This window comes from Micromonospora sp. NPDC047762 (assembly GCF_043204655.1).
Taxonomy (GTDB): Bacteria; Actinomycetota; Actinomycetes; order Mycobacteriales; family Micromonosporaceae; genus Micromonospora.
In genome coordinates, this window is record NZ_JBIDCQ010000002.1 from 779,152 (window position 1) to 796,894 (window position 17,743).

The following is a 17,743-nucleotide window of genomic DNA, read 5'->3' on the forward strand; positions in this document are numbered from 1 at the left end:
CCGGGTGATGGTGGTGGACGACCATCCGATGTGGCGGGAGGGCGTGGCCCGCGACCTGACCGAGGCCGGTTTCCTGGTGGTGGCGACCAGCGGCGAGGGACGACAGGCCATCCGGGTGGCCGCCGCGGCCCGGCCCGACGTCGTCGTCCTCGACCTGCAACTACCCGACATCTCCGGCGTCGAGGTGATCCTGGGGTTGCGCGCGGCGCTGCCGGCCGTACGGGTGCTGATGCTCAGCGCCAGCGGCGAACAGCAGAGCGTGCTGGACGCGGTGAAGGCCGGGGCCACCGGTTATCTGGTGAAGTCGACAGCGCCCGCCGAGTTCCTGGAGGCGGTGCACCGCACCGCGGCCGGCGACGCGGTCTTCACGCCCGGCCTGGCCGGGCTGGTGCTCGGCGAGTACCGCCGGCTGGCCGCCGGGCCGGGGCGGGGGACCGGCCCGGCCGGCGCTGCCGAACCCGCGACGCCCCAGCTCACCGAACGGGAGACGGAGGTGCTGCGGCTGGTGGCGAAGGGGATGTCGTACAAGCAGATCGCCCAGCGGCTCGGCCTGTCGCACCGCACCGTGCAGAACCACGTGCAGAACACCCTGGGCAAGCTGCAACTGCACAACCGGGTCGAGCTGACCCGGTACGCCATCGAACGCGGTCTGGACGACTGAGCGGACGTCAGACCGAGCGCGGCGGCTCCGTCTCGTGGATGGCCAGCTCCTCGGCGGTGGCTCCGCCCCCGGCCGATCCGGCGTCGTACGCCACCGAGTCGGTCTCCTGGTCGGTGTGCGCCCCCTCGTCGGGTTCCACCAGCCGGCCCACTGTGGCGTCGGCAACGGTGCCGAGCTGACCGTGGTCGTAGAGGGAGACCGGTGAGTTCGGGTCCGAGGTCGGCCCGGGATCCATCACGTCGGCGTCCAGCTGAGCCTCCGCAGCGGCTTCCAGGTTGTCCGCCTCGAAGGCGATCTTCGGGTCGATGGTGCCGGCCAGCGGGTCGTCCGCCGGGCGCTCGTAGACCTCGCGGTCGAGCTTGTAGTCCAACGACTCACCGTCGAGCTGCTCCTCGGCGGTCGTGCCGAACCGGTCCACCGCCACCGGCGTCCGGTCGCCGGGCAGTTGGGCCGGGTCCGGGCCGTCCGCCTCGCGCCCGGTGAGGACGTCGTCGTTGGCGGTCGAGTCGTCATCGGCGGTGTCGGGCAGCCCTTGCGCCTCGGTGTCGGACACGGGGGTCGGGTACTCGTTGTCGCGCATGTCTGATCACTACCCGCTGCCCTGCCGCCGTAACCGGGCGGCAGTCGACGGTACGGCGCCGAATCGGGCGCCGATGGCGAAAGCCCCGTCAGGCGGCCTCGTCGTCGGGGTGCAGCACACACCAGACGACCTTGCCGTCCGGTACGGCAGTGCTGCCCCAGCGGCGGGTCACCGTGTCGATCAGCAGCAGTCCTCGACCGCCGGCCCGGTCTGGTGGGGACATCCCGGCGAACGTCGGCTGACGCGGGGAGTGGTCGCGAACCGCCAGGTGCAGGGTGGTCTCCCGGGGCGCCAGCCGAACCGTCATCGGGGTCCGGGCGTGCGCCACCACGTTGTTGACCATCTCGGTGATCGCGATGCACGCCGGGTCGGCGAGCGTCGGCATGCCCCAGCGCTCGCAACCGGTGGTGACCAGCTCGCGCGCCTGCCTGGCGGCGCCCACCGCCGGAGCCAGCTCGGCGGTGAGGACCGCCGCCATTGGTGTCGCCGCCACAGCGGCCAGCGCCCCGTCGAGCGTCGGCCAGGCCGGTACCCCGGCGAGCGCGGCGTCCGGCTGGGCGGGCCCGTCCACCGCCGGGTCACACAGCAGCAGGTCCGCGGCGGGCCAGTCGGCGACCTCCCGGCGTACGTCGGCGAAGACGTCGCGCCCGGCCGGGTCGACGACCCGCAGGCCGGTCACGTCGGCCACCACCGGGCCGGGCCGGGCCAGCAGACGGGCGAGCAGCGCGCCGCGTACCGCCTCGGCACCGGCGGCATCGAGCACGCCGGTCAGTCGGACCACCGCTGACGACTCGTCGATTTCCACGAGACAGCTCGACATGATCGCCCCATTGTGCGCGCCGGTGACGGTCAGCGCATTCGGGCGCTCGACATCGGCCATCAGCGGTCCGACCGGGAGCGGCGGTTGATGGCCGCCAGGGTGCCGACAGCGGTGCCGGCGGCGGCCAGACCGAAGGCGGCGGTCATCCGCGCCAACTGTCGCCGCCGACCGTGCCAGCCACCGTCCTGGCGCGCCTGAGCATCGCTGTGGAACACGTTGCCGCTGCTGTCCACCCGGGCGCCCGGGCCGAACTGGGTCCGGTGGGCGTACCAGCCGAGCGTGCGCTCGACCAGCGCGGGCGCCAGCCGCCACTGCAGGCCGATCAGCCGCGCGGCACCGCCGGCGTACGCCTCGCGTCGAGGCCGGCGCAGCAGCCGGACGATGGTCTCGGCCACCACCTCCGGCGGATAGATCGGAGGGGGTGGCACCAGCTCCCGACCGCTGTGGTTGCCGGTGTGCCGGAAGAACGGGGTGTCGATCGTGGCCGGCAGCACGGTGCAGACGGAGATGTGACCGCGACCGGTGACCCGCAGCTCCTGTCGGACGGTGTCGGCCAGCCCACGGATGCCGTGCTTGGTGGCGTTGTACGCCGACTGGTACGGCATTGCCACCTCGGCCAGCACCGAGGCGTTGTTGACCAGCACACCGCCACCGGCGGCACCCAGGTAGGGCAGGGCCGCCTTGATGCCGTGCACCGTCCCGAGCAGGTTGACCTCCAGCACCCGGCGGAACTCGGCGACCGGGATCTCGTCGAACAGCCCCACCGCGCTCACCGCGGCGTTGTTCACCCAGGCGTCGATCCGGCCGAACTCGGCCGCCGCCTGGTCGGCCAGCCGCCGCACCGACTCCAACTCGGTGACGTCGGTCGGTACGACCAGCGCCCGGCCGCCCAACTCCCGGCAGCGCTGCGCGACCTGTAGCAGGGCCGGCTCGCTGCGGGCGGCCAGCACGACGGCGGCACCACGGCGGGCCAGCGCGTACGCGGTCGCCGTGCCGATCCCGCTGGACGCACCGGTGATCACCACTGTCGAATCGGCGAGACTGCGGGTCAGCGGCATTTCTGAGCGGTACCCCCGGCCGGGCCTGGTCACACCGACGACGGCTTGTCGATCATCGTCGAAGTGCTGTCGCGTGTCGCATGTGCTTGCCGTGGCGCAAGTGTCGGTGGCACTCGCGGGGACTCTTCCTGATCTGCCAGGTTTCGGCTCAGCGTCGCGGGGTTAATGGGACGCTCTGACCGGGAGGACCACCGCCGAGGAAAGATCGCAGGGAGGTGACCCATGCGCGTCGGCCTCGTCTGCGCGCACGCCAGTTCCTACCGCCACGCCGACGGCCCGCCGGTAGGCACCCGACAGCACACCGCGAGGGTCGCCGCCGAGCTGGCCGAACGAGGCCATGACGTCCGGCTCTACGTGCGCCGGGACGACCCGACGCTGCCGGCGACGATGAACGTCGACGGCTACCAGGTGCACCAGGTGCCCGCCGGCCCGCCCACCCCACTGCCCACCGCCGAGCTGATCCCGTACGTGACGGAGGTCGGCCGCTGGCTGGCCGACGAGTGGTCGGGGTCCTGGCGGCCCGAGGTGGTGCACGGGCACTACTGGGTCGGTGGCCTGGCCGCCGCGCACGCCGTCCGGGAGACCGACATTCCGGTGGTGCAGACGTTCCACTCGCTCGGCATCGAGCAGCTGCGTCACCTGGGTGGTCACTACGACGGGCCGGGCCAGCGGATCACGCTGGAGCGCGCGTTGACCCGGGCCGTCGACATCGCCGTGGCCCAGTCCAACGACGAGGTCGACGAGCTGACCCGGATGGGTCTGCAACGCAGCTCGGTCGCGTTGGTGCCGGCCGGCGTCGACATCGACCTGTTCCATCCCGACGGCGAGGCGGCACCGCGCGAACAGCGGTCCCGGATCCTCTCGGTGGGCTCGCTGGCCGCCGGGCACGGCCAGGAGGACCTGATCCGGGCGATGCGGCTGGTCGGCGACGCCGAGCTGGTGATCGCCGGCGGGCCACCGGCCGACCAGTTGGTCAACCACGCCGAGGCGCGACGGCTGCGCGAGTTGGCCGAACAGCTCGGCGTCGTCGACCAGGTACGGCTCGTCGGGGCGGTGCCGCACGACCAGATGGCCACCTGGTACCGGTCGGCGGACGTGGTCGCCTGCACGCCGCACTACTCCTCGGCCGGACGGGTCTCGCTGGAGGCGATGGCCTGCGGTGTGCCGGTGATCGGCTACGCGATGGGCGGCCTGGCGGACGCCGTCGTCGACGAGGTCACCGGCCGCCTGGTGCCCCCCGGTGACGTGCGGGCACTCGGAGTGTCGCTGCGCCGGCTGCTCGGCGACAACGCCGGTCGGTTCGCGTACGGGCACGCCGCTGTGGACCGGGTGCGCAGCAGCTACACCTGGGAGCGGACCGCCGGTGCGCTGGAGCGCCTCTACGAACGGGTGGTGAGCCGCCGCAAGCCGGTCGAGGCGTGAGTCGGCGGTGCTGCGGGACCTCAACCGTGGTGCGGTGCCGGACGGTCAGCCCGGCTGGCCGGCACCGACCATGGCGGGGTCCCGACGGCGTGTCACCGAACGGTGCTGCTGCGGTTCGGCGTACCGGGTCAGGCCGATAACCGCGGCCAGGGTCACCAGGAAGCCGACCGCGGCCAGCCACTCCCGCCCCGGCCAGATCTTGTCGTTGAGCAGCAGCAGGCCGACGATCGCGGCCGGCACCGCGCCGGCGGCGTCCATCGCGGCGACCGCGGCGGTCGTCGAGCCGCGCTGCATGGCCAGACCGAGCAGCAGTTGACCCACTATCGAGTGGGCGATCAGCAGGTAGAACAGCGGGTCGGCGAGGAACGCCTCGGCGGACGGCGCGGATGCCAGTGGCCGGGCGGCGACAGCGGCCGAGCTGAACGCCAGCCCGGCGAGTGAGCCGAGGGCCACCGAACCCGGCGCCCCGTGCAGTCGGACGGCGAAGAAACCGAGCACCGCTATCACGCCCAGCGCCACCAGCAGGGCGATCGAGCCGGCGGTGCCGAGCTGCTTCGACGGCGCCGGCCGGGCGGACAACACCAGCGCGGTGATCCCCGCGAAGAGCAGCGCCAGCAGCACCACCTCCGCCGCCGGCAGCCGCCACTTCAACACCAGCACCCCGAGGATGGCGGTCACCCCGAGCCCGGCGGCCACGCTGGCCTGCACGAGGAACAGCGGCAGGTCCCGCCGGGCCAGGAAGGCGAGCACGAAACCGGCGATCTGACAGCCGAGACCGACCAGGTACGTCCGGTGCCCGGCGAGGCGCAGAAGCAGGCCCGGATCGAAGGTGTGGTGGACGGTGGTGCGGGCCGCCGCCACCGACTGGAGCAGATTGGCGAAGCCGTACGCGACGATCATCGCCGCGAGGAAGCACCAACCGGAGGAGACCACCTGGCGAGGATAGAGGTTGCCGGGGGTCAGCGCTCGGCTGGTCGGTTGAGGCGCACGAGGATGTCGGCGTGCAGCACACCGTTGGTGGCGACCACGCTGCTGTCGGTGCCCGGAGCACCGGCGGGAGCCGGTTGTCCGGCCAGATCCGTGACCGTGCCACCCGCCTCCGTGACGATCGGCACCAGCGCCGCCACGTCCCACACCGACAACTCCGGCTCGACCATCACGTCCAGTGCCCCCTCGGCCAACAGCATGTAGCCGTAGAAGTCGCCGTACGCCCGGTTGCGCCAGCTGTCCCGCATCAGGTCGAGCACCGCGTCGAGCCGCCCGGCCTCCTCCCACCCGTTCAGCGACGAGTAGCAGAAGCTGGCATCCGCCACCCCGCGCACCGCGGACACGCCGATCCGCTCACCGGTCGCGGGGCTCGGCCCGGCGTACGCGCCCGCGCCCGCGCTGGCCCACCAACGTCGTCCGAGCGCTGGTGCGGACACCACGCCGACCGCCGGCCGATCGCCGTCGTAGAGCGCGATCAGGGTGGCCCAGATCGGCACGCCACGGACGAAGTTCTTGGTGCCGTCGATCGGGTCGATGATCCACCGGCGGCCGTTCGGGTCGGCGGACGGCTGCGCGCCGAACTCCTCACCGAGCAGCCCGTCGGCCGGTCGATGCTCGGCCAGCAGGGCGCGGATCTCCCGCTCCACCGCGGTGTCCGCGTCGGAGACCGGGGTCAGGTCGGGCTTCGCCTCGACGCGCAGGTCGAGCGCGCGAAACCGGGCCGTGGCGATGGCGTCGGCCCGGTCGGCGAGCAGGTGGGCGAGGGCGAGGTCGTCGGCGTACCCGGTCATGCCGGCAACCTAGCCCACGCCCGTCGCGTCACTCGTCGGGGCCGCGCCGGTCATCCTCGCCGGGGCCGCGCTGGTCGCTGTCGCCGCGCGAGTCGCCCTCGCCGGCCCGGGAGGCGAGCAACCGACGGTACGAGGCCAGCCGGCGCGGGTCGGCCTTACCGGCGGCCACCCAGGCGTCCAGCCCACACTCGGCCTCGTCGGCCGTGTGGGGACAGTTCGGTGGACAGTCGACGGTGCCCTCGACAAGGTCCGGAAAGCCGTGCAGCAGGCTGTCGGCCGAGACGTGCGCCAACCCGAAGCTGCGGATCCCGGGGGTGTCGATGATCCAACCCGGGTCGGTGTCGATCCCGGGCACCGGTGGCAACCGCAGCGCCACCGCGCTGGTCGAGGTGTGCCGGCCCCGGCCGATCGCGCTGACCACGCCGACCGCCCGCAGCGCGTCCGGAACGAGGCGGTTGACCAGCGTCGACTTGCCCACGCCGGAGTGCCCGACCAGCACCGACACCTTGCCGCTGAGCAGCGCGCGGAGCGCGTCGAGGTCGGAGTCGGGGCGGTTGAGCACGTACGGCAGCTCAAGCTCGGTGTAGTAGCCGAGCACCTCCTCCGGCCCGGCCAGGTCGGCCTTCGTGAGGCAGAGCAGCGGCTCGACGTCCGCGTCGTACGCGGCCACCAGGCAGCGGTCGATGAACCCGGTGCGCGGCGGTGGGTCGGCCAACGCGCTCACGATCACCAACTGGTCCGCGTTGGCCACCACGACCCGTTCCAGCCGACCCTCGGCGGTGGTCTCGTCGTCGTCGGCGGTGCGGCGCAGCACCGAGCGACGTTCGGCGATCCGGACGATGCGGGCGAGCGCGCCCTCCGCGCCGGACGTGTCGCCGACCAGGCTGACCCGGTCACCGACCACCACCGACTTGCGGCCCAACTCGCGGGCCCGCATCGCGGTGACAGTGGGCAGCTCGGCACCGACCACGCCGCGTTCGGCCCCGGAGAGCACACAGGTGTAGCGCCCTCTGTCGACGGCGATGACGAACCCGTCGACCGCGTCGGCGTGCTGCGGGCGGGTGCGCGTACGTGGGCGCGACGACTTTCCGGGCCGGACCCGCACGTCGTCCTCGTCGTACTCCCGCCGTTTGGTCGCCAGGACCTGTCCTCTTCTCGCGTCAGCTCTTGCCGGTCACCATCGCTGACCATAGTGCCGGGAACTCGGGCATGGTCTTGGAGGTACACCCCACGTCGTCCACATCGATGCCCGGAACGGCGAGCCCGGCCACCGCGGCGGCGTGCGCCATCCGGTGGTCGTGGTAGGTGCGGAAGACGCCGCCGCGCAGCGGTCGGGGCCGGATCTCCAACCCGTCAGGTGTTTCGGTGATGTCCGCGCCGAGCCCGCCGAACTCGCGCGCGAGCGCGGCGAGCCGGTCGGTCTCGTGGCCGCGGATGTGCCCGACGCCGGTGAAGACCGACGGCGAGTCGGCCAGCATGGCCAGCGCGGTCAGCACGAGGGTCAGCTCGCCGACGTCGGAGAGGTCGGCGGTCAGACCGTGCACCACGCCGGTGCCACGGACGGTCAGCCCGTTGGTGGAGAGCGTGACCTCGCCGCCCATCCGCTGCAGCAGCGAGCGGAGTTTCTCGACCGGCTGCGCGCTGCTGTGCGGCCAGCCCTGCAAGGTGACCTCACCGCCGGTGACCAGTGCGGCGGCGAAGAACGGCACGGCGCCGGAGAGGTCCGGTTCGATGTCCCAGCCACGCCCGGTGAGTGGGCCGGGCTCGACGGCCCAGACGTCGGGGGTGCTGTCGTCGACCGCCGCGCCGGCGGCCCGCAGCATCTGCACCGTCATCCGAAGATGCGGCGCGGAGGGCACCGGCCGCCCGACGTGGCGGACCACGACGCCCCGGTCGAAGCGCGGGGCGGCCAGCAACAGCCCGGAGACGAGTTGGCTGGATGCGGACGCGTCGATCACGACCTCGCCGCCGGTGACCCGGCCGGTGCCGAGCACTGTCAGCGGCAGGCTGCCGGTGCCGGTGACGTCGATCCGGACGCCCAGCGAGCGCAGCGCGTCGACCAGCGGGCCGAGTGGGCGGGTGCGCACGTACGGGTCACCGTCGAAGGTGACCTGCCCGTCGGCAAGGCCCGCCACCGGTGGAACGAACCGCATCACGGTGCCAGCCAGCCCGACGTCGACGTGGGCGGGGCCGGCCAGCGGGTGGGGTCGGACCAGCCAGCGCTCGTCGTCGCTGATCGAGACGTGCGCGCCCATCGCCCGCAGGCCGGCGGCCATCAACTCGGTGTCACGGGCGCGCAGTGGCCGGGCCAGCGTCGACGGGCCGGCGGCCAGCGCGCTGAGCACCAGGGCCCGGGCGGTCATCGATTTGGAACCGGGCAGGCGCAGCGTCGCCGCCACCGGGTCGGATGCGGTCGGTGCGGTCCACGGCTGCGGCGGCCGGGTCGCGGTCAGGTTGCCCACCGTTACATTCTGCCGTGTCGGCGGGCGGGCGGCGGTACCCGGCGTTCGTACTCCCGGTTGGCGGGACAGCCGACAGGGCCTCCGACGCGTTAGCGTGTGCCCCATGTGCGGCAGGTACGCGACGACCCGGAGCTCCGGCGAGCTGAGCGCGCTGTTCGAGTCCTCCGACGACTCCGACGGCCTGGTCCGGGCGGACCACAACGTCGCGCCGACCGACCCGGTGCCGCTGGTCCGGGTCAGCCCGGAGGGGCACCGCAGCCTCTGCGTCGGCCGCTGGGGTCTGCTGCCGCACTGGTCCCGGTCCGCGTCGGGAGCCGCCCGGATGATCAACGCGCGGGCGGAGACGGTGGCCACCAGCCGGGCGTACGCCGGCTCCTTCTCCCGTCGCCGTTGCCTGGTCCCGGCCGACGGCTGGTACGAGTGGGTCCGGCTGCCCGACGGCGGGCGACAGGCGTACTTCATGACCCCCCGGGACGGCTCGGTGCTCGCGCTGGCCGGCATCTGGTCGGTCTGGGAGTCCGACGCCGAGACCCGGCTCACCTTCAGCGTGCTGACCACCACGGCGCTCGGCGACCTGGCCGAGGTGCACGACCGGATGCCGGTGCTGCTGCCACCTGAGCGGTGGTCGTCGTGGCTCGCGCCGACCGACGAGCCGGGGCGGCTGCTCACTGCGGCGTCGGCGGAGCAGTTGGCGGGGTTGGAGATCCGGCCGGTGGGTGCGGCGGTAGGGGACGTTCGTAACGACGGGCCACAGTTGACCGCGCGGGTGGCGGTGGCGCCGACGGTGTCACTGCAGGAGCTGACCCTGTTCTGACGCTGCGGCGCATAGTCGGCCGCCGATTTGCCAGGGTTCGCGCGATTCGTCTCCTGGCTGTTCAGTCATGTTCCCGGCAGACCCTTGTCCCGAGGTTGCGAAGTGCGATAGAACACAGCGCCGGTAGTGGCTGTCGGTCCGCACGGGGCGGACGACGTCCACAGCTTTTGCCGGTCCCACGGGGGAGGTGGGCGGATGACACGGGCACGTATGCCGCGCCCGCACGAGGTGGCAGCGGCGCGGCGAGATCCGCGACTGCTGCGGGCCGTGCGAGAACGGCGACAGGACGACGCGTGGCGCACCAGAGGAACCTGCCAGAGCGTCGATCCGGAGACATTCTTTCCGGCACCGAACGAGCCGGCGGACGCCGCCGTCGCGCTGTGTCGCAGTTGTGATGTGCAGGGGTCCTGCCTGGCGTGGGCCCTCGACGTCGGTGACTGCCACGGCGTGTGGGGCGGCACCACGCCGCGGGAACGACGGGCGATGCTGGTCGCCTGGCGCGGCGAGGTCGAACCCGATCCGGACGCCATCGACGACGCCGGCCCGCCGGTGCGCGATCGCCTGCTCGCCCTGGTCCCGCTGAGCTGATCGGCGGCCCGGTTCGCACCCGACACCCGTCCGGCGGCGCAGAATAGGCCGGTGCCAGCCAGCAACGAGATCGACACCCCGCGCGGCCCGGCGTGGATCGACACCGACCTGCCGGTCCGCCCGGCCACCGCCCTGCTCGTCCTCGGGCACGGCGCGGGCGGCAGCGTCGACGCACCCGACCTGCTCGCGGTCCGGGACGCGTCGGTGGCGGCCGGCCTGGCCGTGGTCCGGGTGACGCAGCCGTACCGGGTCGCCGGTCGACGTGCGCCGGCACCGGCAGGTCACCTCGACGAGGCCTGGACTGCGGTGCTCGCCGAGCTGCGCGCCCGGCACGCCGACGTGCCGACGGTGGTGGTCGGTGGGCGTTCCAGCGGCGCACGGGTGGCCTGTCGGACGGCCCGTGCGGTGGGCGCGGTGGGCGTGGTCGCACTGGCCTTTCCACTGCACCCGCCCGGCCGGCCGGAACGCTCGCGCGCCGACGAGCTGGGCACCGGCCTGCCGACGTTGGTCGTCAACGGCGACCGGGATCCGTTCGGGACGCCGGAGCCGGGACCGGCCGTGCAGGTGGTGAGTCGTCCCGGTGAGACGCACGACCTGCGCCGCGATCCGGCCGGCACCGCCGCCGTCGTGCGCGACTGGCTGTCCGCCCAGGGCTGGGCGGACAGCTGACCCGTCGTGCCCGGCTCGCCGGGTCGACCGTTTCCGGCGCGGGCACGGGTCGTTGCATCCGTTGGTGCCGCCGGCCCGAGCAGGGCCGGTGACACCAGTCCTCCCAGGCCCTTCCTGGTCCCAGCGCCGGCCGCCGTCGGGGCCGGGACCAGGAACGGGGAGGGGCGGCCGGAATGCCCCAGTGGTCATCTCGCGTTACTACCCCCGGACGACTTTTCTGCGAGGGGGGTGACCGGTGCCAACCGAGACACGAAGCCTGGAACGGGACGAGCGGGACGCCCGGCAGCTGAAGCGGCTGCTGGACGGCCCGGAATGGCCCGCGACAGCGGGACCGGGCGGGGTGGGTGCGGTGAGCACGGGCACACCGGCCGGAAGTGAATCTGCGGGCAGGTCCGTGCGCGTATCCTCGGCGGGAAAGCATCCGACGCGAGGGGATGTGCGGTTGACCACCGAGAAGACGGACGAGCGCAGGGCCCGATTCGAGCGGGACGCGATGCCATTCGTCGATCAGCTCTACGCTGCTGGGCTGCGGATGACACGCAACCCGGCGGATGCCGAGGACCTGGTCCAGGAGACGTACCTGAAGGCGTACGCCGCCTTCCACCAGTTCGAGCAGGGCACGAACCTCAAGGCCTGGCTCTACCGGATCCTGACCAACACCTACATCAACTCCTACCGCAAGCGGCAGCGCCAGCCGATCCAGGCGCCCACCGAGGAGATCACCGACTGGCAGCTCGCCGAGGCCGAGTCGCACACCTCCAGCGGGCTGCGCTCGGCCGAGACCGAGGCACTGGACCGGCTGCCGGACAGTGACGTCAAGGAGGCCCTCCAGCAGTTGCCGGAGGAGTTCCGCCTGGCCGTCTATCTCACCGATGTCGAAGGCTTCTCCTACAAGGAGGTCGCGGACATCATGGGCACGCCGATCGGCACCGTGATGTCGCGTCTGCACCGGGGCCGTCGTAATCTGCGCAAGCTGCTCGAGCGTTACGCGGGCGAGCGGGGCTTCAGTGCGGCCCGCTCGGCGAAGGGCTCGACCGCCGCTGCCGGCCGGGAGGTGTGACGTGAGCTGTGGGGAGCCGCACGAGACGGACTGCCGCGAAGTGCTCGCGGAGGTGTATCTCTACCTGGATCTGGAGTGCGCCGACGAGCGTCGCTCGCTGATCCGGCACCACCTGGACGAGTGCGGGCCCTGCCTGCGCGAGTACGGGCTGGAGCAGGAGGTGCGGGCGCTGGTGGCGCGTTGCTGTGGCAACGAGACCGCTCCGGATCAGCTGCGTGAGCGGCTGCGGGTCAAGCTCACCGAGCTGGTGGTCTTCGAGACCAGCGACTCCCGTGAGCTGGCCGACTGATCGTCTGAGAAGGCCGACCGAGCGTCGGCACCAGCTGGCAAGACCGGTGGCCCGGGTCGATGTCGACCCGGGCCACCGGTGTACCCGGCCTCGGCCGGCTGAGCGACGACGGGCAGTCGGCCCGCCGACCCGTTCAGGAGTTGGGACGCTTGCCGTGGTTCGCGGCGCTCTTCTTACGAGCCTTCTTCTTCCTGGACTTCTTCGCCATACTGACCTCCTCGTGATGGGTCGGATCCGTCCTGCGCACGACCTCGGCGCGGATGCGGCCACCGGCGGTCCGGCGTCGGGTCCGACCCGCTGATGGTAGTGCGGTCGACACCCGCCGCCTTCCCCAGGGCGGGCCTGTCATCCCGGCTGCGCCGCTGCCCGCCCACCGCCGGTCGACGCATGATTGGATACATCGGCAGGCACGTCGCGAAGAGGGAGGGCCTGGACATGGCCGAGGAGATCCGCGCCGAGATGGTGGCCAACGTCTGGAAGGTCGTCGCCACGGCGGGTGACACGGTGACCGAGGGCGACACCCTGGTGATCCTCGAGTCGATGAAGATGGAGATCCCGGTCGTCGCCGAGTCCGATGGTGTGCTCCAGCAGCTCGTCGTCAACGAGGGCGACGTCGTGCAGGACGGTGACCTGATCGCCGTGATCGCTTGACCGGGCTGCGGGTCCGTTCGGCCGAGTCGGTCGACTTCCCCGCGGTGGCCCGGCTGACAGTTGCCGCGTACGAGGCGGACGGCCAGCTCAAGGGCGAACACGGATACGGCGAGGTGCTGGCCGACGTGTCGACCCGGGCGGCCAGCGGCGAGGTGCTGGTCGCTGTCGACGAGGTGACCGGGGCGGTGCTCGGCTCGGTCACGTTCGTGCTGCCGGGCAGCCCGTTCGCCGAGCTGGCTGGGCCGGGCGAGGCCGAGTTCCGGATGCTCGCCGTCGACCCGGGCGCTCAGGGGCGGGGTGTGGGTGCCGCACTGGTCGAGGCGTGTGTCGACCGGGCGACCGAGTTGGGTTGCACGGCGGTGGCGATCTGCGTCCGGGCGGGGATGGCCGATTCGGCGCACCGGCTCTACTCGCGGCGCGGTTTCGTCCGTTCGCCGGAGAAGGACTGGTCACCCTTGCCGGGTGTGGACCTGCTCGGCCTCCGGCTGGAGCTGACACGCGGCTGAGCCGGCGACCGGCGGGCTCAGGTCGGCCGGCCGGCGGACCACCGACAGGCCGGACCGGCCACATCGATCACGAGATGGTCAGGCGTCAGGCTGCGTGCCGATGGCGGCCAGCAGTTCGTCGGCCACCTCCAGGGCGAGCTTGCGGCGTTCGTCGTCGCTGATGTGCGGCGCGCGGACCGCGAACCAGCTGGTGTGCACCGCGAACAGAGACAGCGCGGCGCGTAACTGGGCGGCGGGGGAATCGTCGCCCCGGCAGAGCGCTTCGGCCAGCTCCATCATCCGGCCGCGCATCTTCTGGCCGGATGAGAGGCTCTTGAGCGCGGTCTGGTTCTGCTCGAAGAAGCGCATCACCGACGGCTGAGTGCCGTCGAACATCGTATCGGCGTAGCGGGAGATCAGTTCGCGCCGGGTGGCCAGGGTCGCGGGCTGGGTGGCGGCCCAGGCGGTCAGCGCGTCCATCCGCTCCAGCCGGTCCTCGACGAAGCTGGCGACGATGTCGTCCTTGCTCTTGAAGTGGTAGTAGAGCGCGGCCTTGGTGACGTTGAGGCGCTCGGCGATCTCCCGGAGCGAGGTCTTCTCGTACCCCTGCTCGGTGAAGAGTTCGAGCGCGACGGCCTTGATCCGTTCCCGCGTTCCGCCGCCTGTGCTCTCGCTCACCCACGCCCCCCAAATGGCTTGACCGTTCCTCGTACCCAACTTACCGTGCGGCTAGTAAGGTGACTAGCCGGGCGGCAAGTAAGTACGGCAATCCTCGGGGGGAGCTTACCTATGACTCAGGCAACCCAGGCCGGCACGCGACCCAACAACATCCGGGTCGTGCTGTTCGGGCTGATGATCGCGATGATGCTCGCGATGCTCGACAACATGATCGTCAGCACCGCGTTACCGCGGATCGTCGGCGAGTTCGGCGGGCTCAACCACTTCACCTGGGTGGTTACCGCGTACGTCCTGGGCACCACCGTCTCCACCCCGATCTGGGGCAAGCTCGGTGACCTCTACGGCCGCAAGTCGGTCTTCCTGACCTCGGTCGTCGTCTTCCTGGTCGGCTCCGCCCTCTGTGGCATGGCCGGCTCCGGGATGTTCGGCGGTCCAGAGGACGGCATGGTCCAGCTCATCGCCTTCCGGGCCGTGCAGGGCCTCGGCGCCGGCGGCCTCATGGTCGGCGTGATGGCGATCATCGGTGACCTGGTCCCGCCCCGCGAGCGCGGGCGCTACCAGGGCATGATCGCCGGCATCATGGCCATCGCCATGGTCGCCGGCCCGCTGGCCGGTGGATTCATCACCGACCACCTCTCCTGGCGCTGGGCGTTCTACGTGAACCTGCCGCTGGGCGGTGTCGCGCTGCTCGTGCTGATCAGCACCATGCACCTGCCGAAGTACCGCACCGAGCACCGGATCGACTGGCTCGGCGCCGGGCTGCTCTCGGTCGGCATCACCGGGATCGTGCTGATCACCACCTGGGGTGGCAACGAGTACGACTGGACGTCGCCGCAGATCCTCGGCCTGGCCGTGCTGGCCGTCGTCGCGTTGGTGGCGTTCGGCCTGGTCGAGCGCCGGGTGACGGAGCCGATCCTGTCGCTGAAGCTCTTCGCCAACCGCAACTTCGCGCTGATCTCGCTGATCGGTTTCCTGCTCGGCTTCGCGATGTTCGGCGCGATGAACTTCCTGCCGCTCTACCAGCAGACGGTGCAGGGGGCGTCGGCGACGAACAGTGGCCTGCTGCTGCTGCCGCTGATGTTCGGCATGCTTGTCGTCTCGCTTGTCGTCGGCCGGGCAATCACGAAGACCGGACGGTACCGGGCGTACCCGATCATCGGTGGCGTGGTGATGACCACGGGCATGGGGCTGCTGTCGATGCTCGACGTCAACACCAGCAAGCTGGTGTCCTCGCTGTACATGGTCGTGCTCGGCGCCGGTATGGGCTTCCTGATGCAGACGTCGATGCTGATCGCGCAGAACAGCGTGGAGCAGAAAGACCTCGGCGCGGCCAGTGGCGCGGCGACGTTCTTCCGGTCGATCGGCGGCTCGTTCGGCATCTCGCTGTTCGGCGCGATCTTCGCCAACCGGCTCGCCGACTCCGCCGCCGGCGCGGCCTTCGATGGCGGAGGCGGGGGAGGCGGGATGGACCTGGCGAAGCTGAGGGAACTGCCCGCCCAGGCGCGCGAGGCGGTGCTCGGCGGTCTCGCCGACTCGATCTCGCACGTCTTCCTCTGGGCGGTGCTGTTCACCGTCGCGATCCCGGTGCTCGCCTGGTTCATCAAGGAGATCCCGCTGCGCACCGCGAACGAGGCGCCGCCGCAGGCCACTCCGGAGGAGGACGCCGAGGTCGCCCTCGGCAAGGCTCCGGTCGCGTAACCCCCAAACCCCGCGATCTTGCACTTTGTGCGCGTGCATAAGCACTGTTTCCGACAAAACGGCGACAGTAAGTGCAAGATCGCGGGGTTGCGGGGAATCAGCGGCGGAGCAGGCGTTGCCAGAGGCGGCGCAGGGAGTTGCGAGGGCGGGGAAGCCGGGGGGCATTGGCTCTCAGCAGGTTGGTGGCCAGTGCCGCCGTCGCCGGATCCAACTGCGGGGCGGCGAGTGCCAGGTGAGCCAGCGAGGCGGCGATCGGGACCGGTCGGCTGCGCGCCACGTCCGCCGCGTCGGCCAGCCGCTCCGCCACCACCCGGGCCACGTCCGGTCGCACCGAAGGGTCCACCCAGGCGGCGGTGACCAGGGCGAACAGGGCCGCCTCGGTGACCCAGTCCTCGACGCCCCAGACCAGATCGAGCAGCACCCGGCGTCGGGTCGAGCCCTCCCACGGCTCGTCGGTGCGGTGGTGCAGCAGCCCCAGACAGGCCCACACCTGGACTCCACGCACCCAGACCGACGGGTCGTGGGCCGCCAGCAGCCGACCCACCGCGTTCGCCGGTGCCGCCGGCGGGTGCACCAACAGACCGAGTAGGTCGTCCACGTCGAGGCCGGCCAGACCCACCGCGGCGTCGTACGCCGCCGGCGGATGTGCCCACGCCGGGTGGGCGATCTGCCCGATCCGTTCGACAGCCGTCGCCGAGGGCGCCGCCAGCGCGGGTGTGGGCACCGTGTCCGCGTAGTGCCACAGCCGCTGAGCGGACTCCCGCCGGGGCTCGCGCGGGTCGGGCTCGGGCGCGCCGACGACCTCGATCCGCAGCCCGGGGGCTGTGGAGATCGCCGTCCCGACCGCGCTCGGCGGGGCGGCGGCGGACAGGCGTACGGCACCGCCGAGACCGTTGTCGTCATCGGCCACCGCCTGGCGCATCGCGTCGACCAGGGGCCCGCCGGCCGGCGTGAGTTGGCCGAGCCAGGGCCGACCCCGGCAGCACTGGGCCAGGTCGCCGTGCTCGTGGCTGTCGTCCGGGTGGTCCCGTACGAAGTCGGCGAGCGCGACCAGGTGGGCGAGGTCGCCGTCGCGCAGGTGCCGCAGGCGGTGAGCGGTGTGCACCGCGCAGTCGAACGACGGATCGCGCGCCAGCGCCCGCTCGGTCCACTCCAACGCCTCGTCCAGCCGGCCGATCTCGGCCAGGGTGCCGGCGATGTCCGCGTAGATCGCCAGGTCGTCGGGGTCCAGCTCGACGGCCCGACCGAGGGCCGCGAGGCCGTCGCGGGTCCGGCCCGAGCTGCGGTACGCGTATCCGAGCCACACCTCGCCCATCTTCGAGGGCTGTGCGCGTACTCCCCGGGTGGCCCAGCGGACCGCCAGCTCGACCTCGCCGAGGCGCCGGGCCAGCGCGGACGCCGCGCCCAGCAGCAGGCCGTGTTCGGTGTGCACTGTCGCCGCGTTGCGGGCGAGCGTGAGGTACGGGGTCAGCGGAGCCCGGCCGATCCGTGGCACCGGGTCGGGCAGTGCGGCGCAGACCTGCATGAGGACGCGGGCGATGTGCTCCGGTTCCAGTCGTTCGACCAGCTCGGGTGCGGTGACCCAGGGCACGCCGGCCCACTCGGTGCCGGGCGCGTACGACGTCGCCGCGGCCAGCAGTTCCAGCCCTTCGGCGGGACGCCCGGCGGTGGCGAGGAGGTGAGCGCGGGCGACCACAGCACCGACGAAGGTGTGGTGGTTGATCGGGAAGAGGTCGAGGCCGCCGCCGCTCGACACGGCGAGCCGGGCGAGGGTCTCGTGCACCTCCGGCAGGGTGGGGGCCCGTGCCAACGCGCCGGCGAGGTGGCCGGCGGCGTGGTGCAGGTCGCCCTCGTCGAGTGCCAGCCGGGCCAGCGCCAGCTCCTCCGTCGCGGAGAGCGCGGGATCGTCCGTTCCCTCGGGCACGTCGTCCTCTCGTGGCAGTTAGACCGGGCGTAACGGGTAAAGCCTAGTTGATATTGAGATCAACTGGTGATCAGCTGCGCAGTCCTGCTCGTTCGATTGCTGAGAT

General features: G+C 72.0%; 20 protein-coding genes. 10 read left to right on the forward strand and 10 right to left on the reverse strand.

Annotated features, from left to right (window positions below; translation table 11 throughout):
* Positions 1-7 precede the first annotated feature (7 nt).
* Entirely contained in the window at positions 8-661 is a 654-nt protein-coding gene (locus ACGF3C_RS09195; RefSeq protein ID WP_196924633.1) for a response regulator transcription factor, read from the forward strand.
* A gap of 7 nt (positions 662-668) precedes the next feature.
* Here the strand turns inward: ACGF3C_RS09195 and ACGF3C_RS09200 are convergent, their stop codons facing one another.
* The 3 genes from ACGF3C_RS09200 to ACGF3C_RS09210 form a co-directional block, all read right to left on the reverse strand.
* Positions 669-1,241 (reverse strand): DUF5709 domain-containing protein, encoded by a 573-nt coding sequence (locus tag ACGF3C_RS09200; RefSeq protein WP_099848385.1) that lies wholly within the window; start codon positions 1,239-1,241, stop codon positions 669-671.
* Positions 1,242-1,329: 88 nt separating this feature from the next.
* Positions 1,330-2,121 (reverse strand): ATP-binding protein, encoded by a 792-nt coding sequence (locus ACGF3C_RS09205; protein ID WP_393220262.1) that lies wholly within the window; start codon positions 2,119-2,121, stop codon positions 1,330-1,332.
* Positions 2,121-3,119 (reverse strand): SDR family oxidoreductase, encoded by a 999-nt coding sequence (locus ACGF3C_RS09210; protein WP_393220266.1) that lies wholly within the window; start codon positions 3,117-3,119, stop codon positions 2,121-2,123. Before ACGF3C_RS09210 ends, ACGF3C_RS09205 begins: the two co-directional genes overlap by 1 nt.
* A 222-nt stretch (positions 3,120-3,341) precedes the next feature.
* Between ACGF3C_RS09210 and ACGF3C_RS09215 the strand changes: the two genes are divergently transcribed.
* Positions 3,342-4,541 carry a glycosyltransferase gene (locus ACGF3C_RS09215; protein WP_355008166.1) on the forward strand — a complete coding sequence of 400 codons (1,200 nt, stop codon included), beginning with the start codon at positions 3,342-3,344 and terminating at the stop codon, positions 4,539-4,541.
* Positions 4,542-4,586: 45 nt separating this feature from the next.
* Here ACGF3C_RS09215 and ACGF3C_RS09220 read toward each other — a convergent pair whose 3' ends face one another.
* The 4 genes from ACGF3C_RS09220 to aroA are packed head-to-tail and all read right to left on the reverse strand — an operon-like array spanning position 4,587 to position 8,781.
* The gene (locus tag ACGF3C_RS09220; protein WP_355008243.1) at positions 4,587-5,441 is read right to left on the reverse strand and encodes a hypothetical protein; all 855 of its coding nucleotides are present in this window, start codon (positions 5,439-5,441) and stop codon (positions 4,587-4,589) included.
* Between the two features lie 59 nt (positions 5,442-5,500).
* The gene (gene hisN, locus ACGF3C_RS09225) at positions 5,501-6,319 is read right to left on the reverse strand and encodes a histidinol-phosphatase (protein WP_393220270.1); all 819 of its coding nucleotides are present in this window, start codon (positions 6,317-6,319) and stop codon (positions 5,501-5,503) included.
* A 28-nt stretch (positions 6,320-6,347) separates the two neighbouring features.
* Complete coding sequence (gene rsgA / locus ACGF3C_RS09230; protein ID WP_355008164.1) at positions 6,348-7,424, reverse strand: ribosome small subunit-dependent GTPase A; 1,077 nt, start codon at positions 7,422-7,424, stop codon at positions 6,348-6,350.
* A gap of 55 nt (positions 7,425-7,479) precedes the next feature.
* On the reverse strand, positions 7,480-8,781 hold the full coding sequence (gene aroA, locus ACGF3C_RS09235; protein WP_393220274.1) for a 3-phosphoshikimate 1-carboxyvinyltransferase: 1,302 nt from the start codon (positions 8,779-8,781) through the stop codon (positions 7,480-7,482).
* 103 nt (positions 8,782-8,884) lie between these two features.
* Between aroA and ACGF3C_RS09240 the strand changes: the two genes are divergently transcribed.
* The 5 genes from ACGF3C_RS09240 to rsrA all read left to right on the forward strand — a co-directional run bounded on the left by ACGF3C_RS09240 (position 8,885) and on the right by rsrA (position 12,201).
* The gene (locus tag ACGF3C_RS09240; RefSeq protein ID WP_357226185.1) at positions 8,885-9,595 is read left to right on the forward strand and encodes an SOS response-associated peptidase; all 711 of its coding nucleotides are present in this window, start codon (positions 8,885-8,887) and stop codon (positions 9,593-9,595) included.
* A 195-nt stretch (positions 9,596-9,790) separates the two neighbouring features.
* Positions 9,791-10,183: a WhiB family transcriptional regulator gene (locus ACGF3C_RS09245; RefSeq protein WP_091406097.1), complete on the forward strand. Its 393-nt coding sequence runs from the start codon at positions 9,791-9,793 to the stop codon at positions 10,181-10,183.
* Positions 10,184-10,234: 51 nt separating this feature from the next.
* The gene (locus tag ACGF3C_RS09250) at positions 10,235-10,852 is read left to right on the forward strand and encodes an alpha/beta family hydrolase (protein ID WP_357226181.1); all 618 of its coding nucleotides are present in this window, start codon (positions 10,235-10,237) and stop codon (positions 10,850-10,852) included.
* Between the two features lie 235 nt (positions 10,853-11,087).
* Entirely contained in the window at positions 11,088-11,912 is an 825-nt protein-coding gene (locus ACGF3C_RS09255) for a sigma-70 family RNA polymerase sigma factor (RefSeq protein WP_112583674.1), read from the forward strand.
* 1 nt (position 11,913) lies between these two features.
* On the forward strand, positions 11,914-12,201 hold the full coding sequence (gene rsrA, locus ACGF3C_RS09260) for a mycothiol system anti-sigma-R factor (RefSeq protein ID WP_030490399.1): 288 nt from the start codon (positions 11,914-11,916) through the stop codon (positions 12,199-12,201).
* A gap of 133 nt (positions 12,202-12,334) precedes the next feature.
* On the opposite strand, the gene ACGF3C_RS09265 is transcribed toward rsrA, so the two are convergent.
* On the reverse strand, positions 12,335-12,409 hold the full coding sequence (locus tag ACGF3C_RS09265) for a 50S ribosomal protein bL37 (protein WP_369814844.1): 75 nt from the start codon (positions 12,407-12,409) through the stop codon (positions 12,335-12,337).
* A gap of 221 nt (positions 12,410-12,630) precedes the next feature.
* On the opposite strand from ACGF3C_RS09265, the gene ACGF3C_RS09270 reads away from it, so the two are divergent.
* Both ACGF3C_RS09270 and ACGF3C_RS09275 read left to right on the forward strand, forming a co-directional pair.
* Positions 12,631-12,852: a biotin/lipoyl-binding carrier protein gene (locus ACGF3C_RS09270; protein WP_181518367.1), complete on the forward strand. Its 222-nt coding sequence runs from the start codon at positions 12,631-12,633 to the stop codon at positions 12,850-12,852.
* Positions 12,849-13,358, forward strand: a complete 510-nt coding sequence (locus ACGF3C_RS09275) for a GNAT family N-acetyltransferase (protein WP_357202775.1) — start codon at positions 12,849-12,851, stop codon at positions 13,356-13,358. The genes ACGF3C_RS09270 and ACGF3C_RS09275 overlap by 4 nt, the downstream gene beginning before the upstream one ends.
* 78 nt (positions 13,359-13,436) lie before the next feature.
* Here ACGF3C_RS09275 and ACGF3C_RS09280 read toward each other — a convergent pair whose 3' ends face one another.
* Entirely contained in the window at positions 13,437-14,015 is a 579-nt protein-coding gene (locus ACGF3C_RS09280) for a helix-turn-helix domain-containing protein (protein ID WP_355008158.1), read from the reverse strand.
* Between the two features lie 111 nt (positions 14,016-14,126).
* Here ACGF3C_RS09280 and ACGF3C_RS09285 point away from each other — a divergent pair, with 111 nt between their 5' ends.
* Positions 14,127-15,713, forward strand: coding sequence for an MDR family MFS transporter (locus ACGF3C_RS09285; protein ID WP_357226173.1), 1,587 nt, complete (start codon positions 14,127-14,129; stop codon positions 15,711-15,713).
* 97 nt (positions 15,714-15,810) lie between these two features.
* On the opposite strand, the gene ACGF3C_RS09290 is transcribed toward ACGF3C_RS09285, so the two are convergent.
* A complete protein-coding gene (locus ACGF3C_RS09290) occupies positions 15,811-17,637 on the reverse strand; it encodes a tetratricopeptide repeat protein (RefSeq protein WP_393220283.1) in 1,827 nt (608 codons plus the stop codon).
* Positions 17,638-17,743 lie beyond the last annotated feature (106 nt).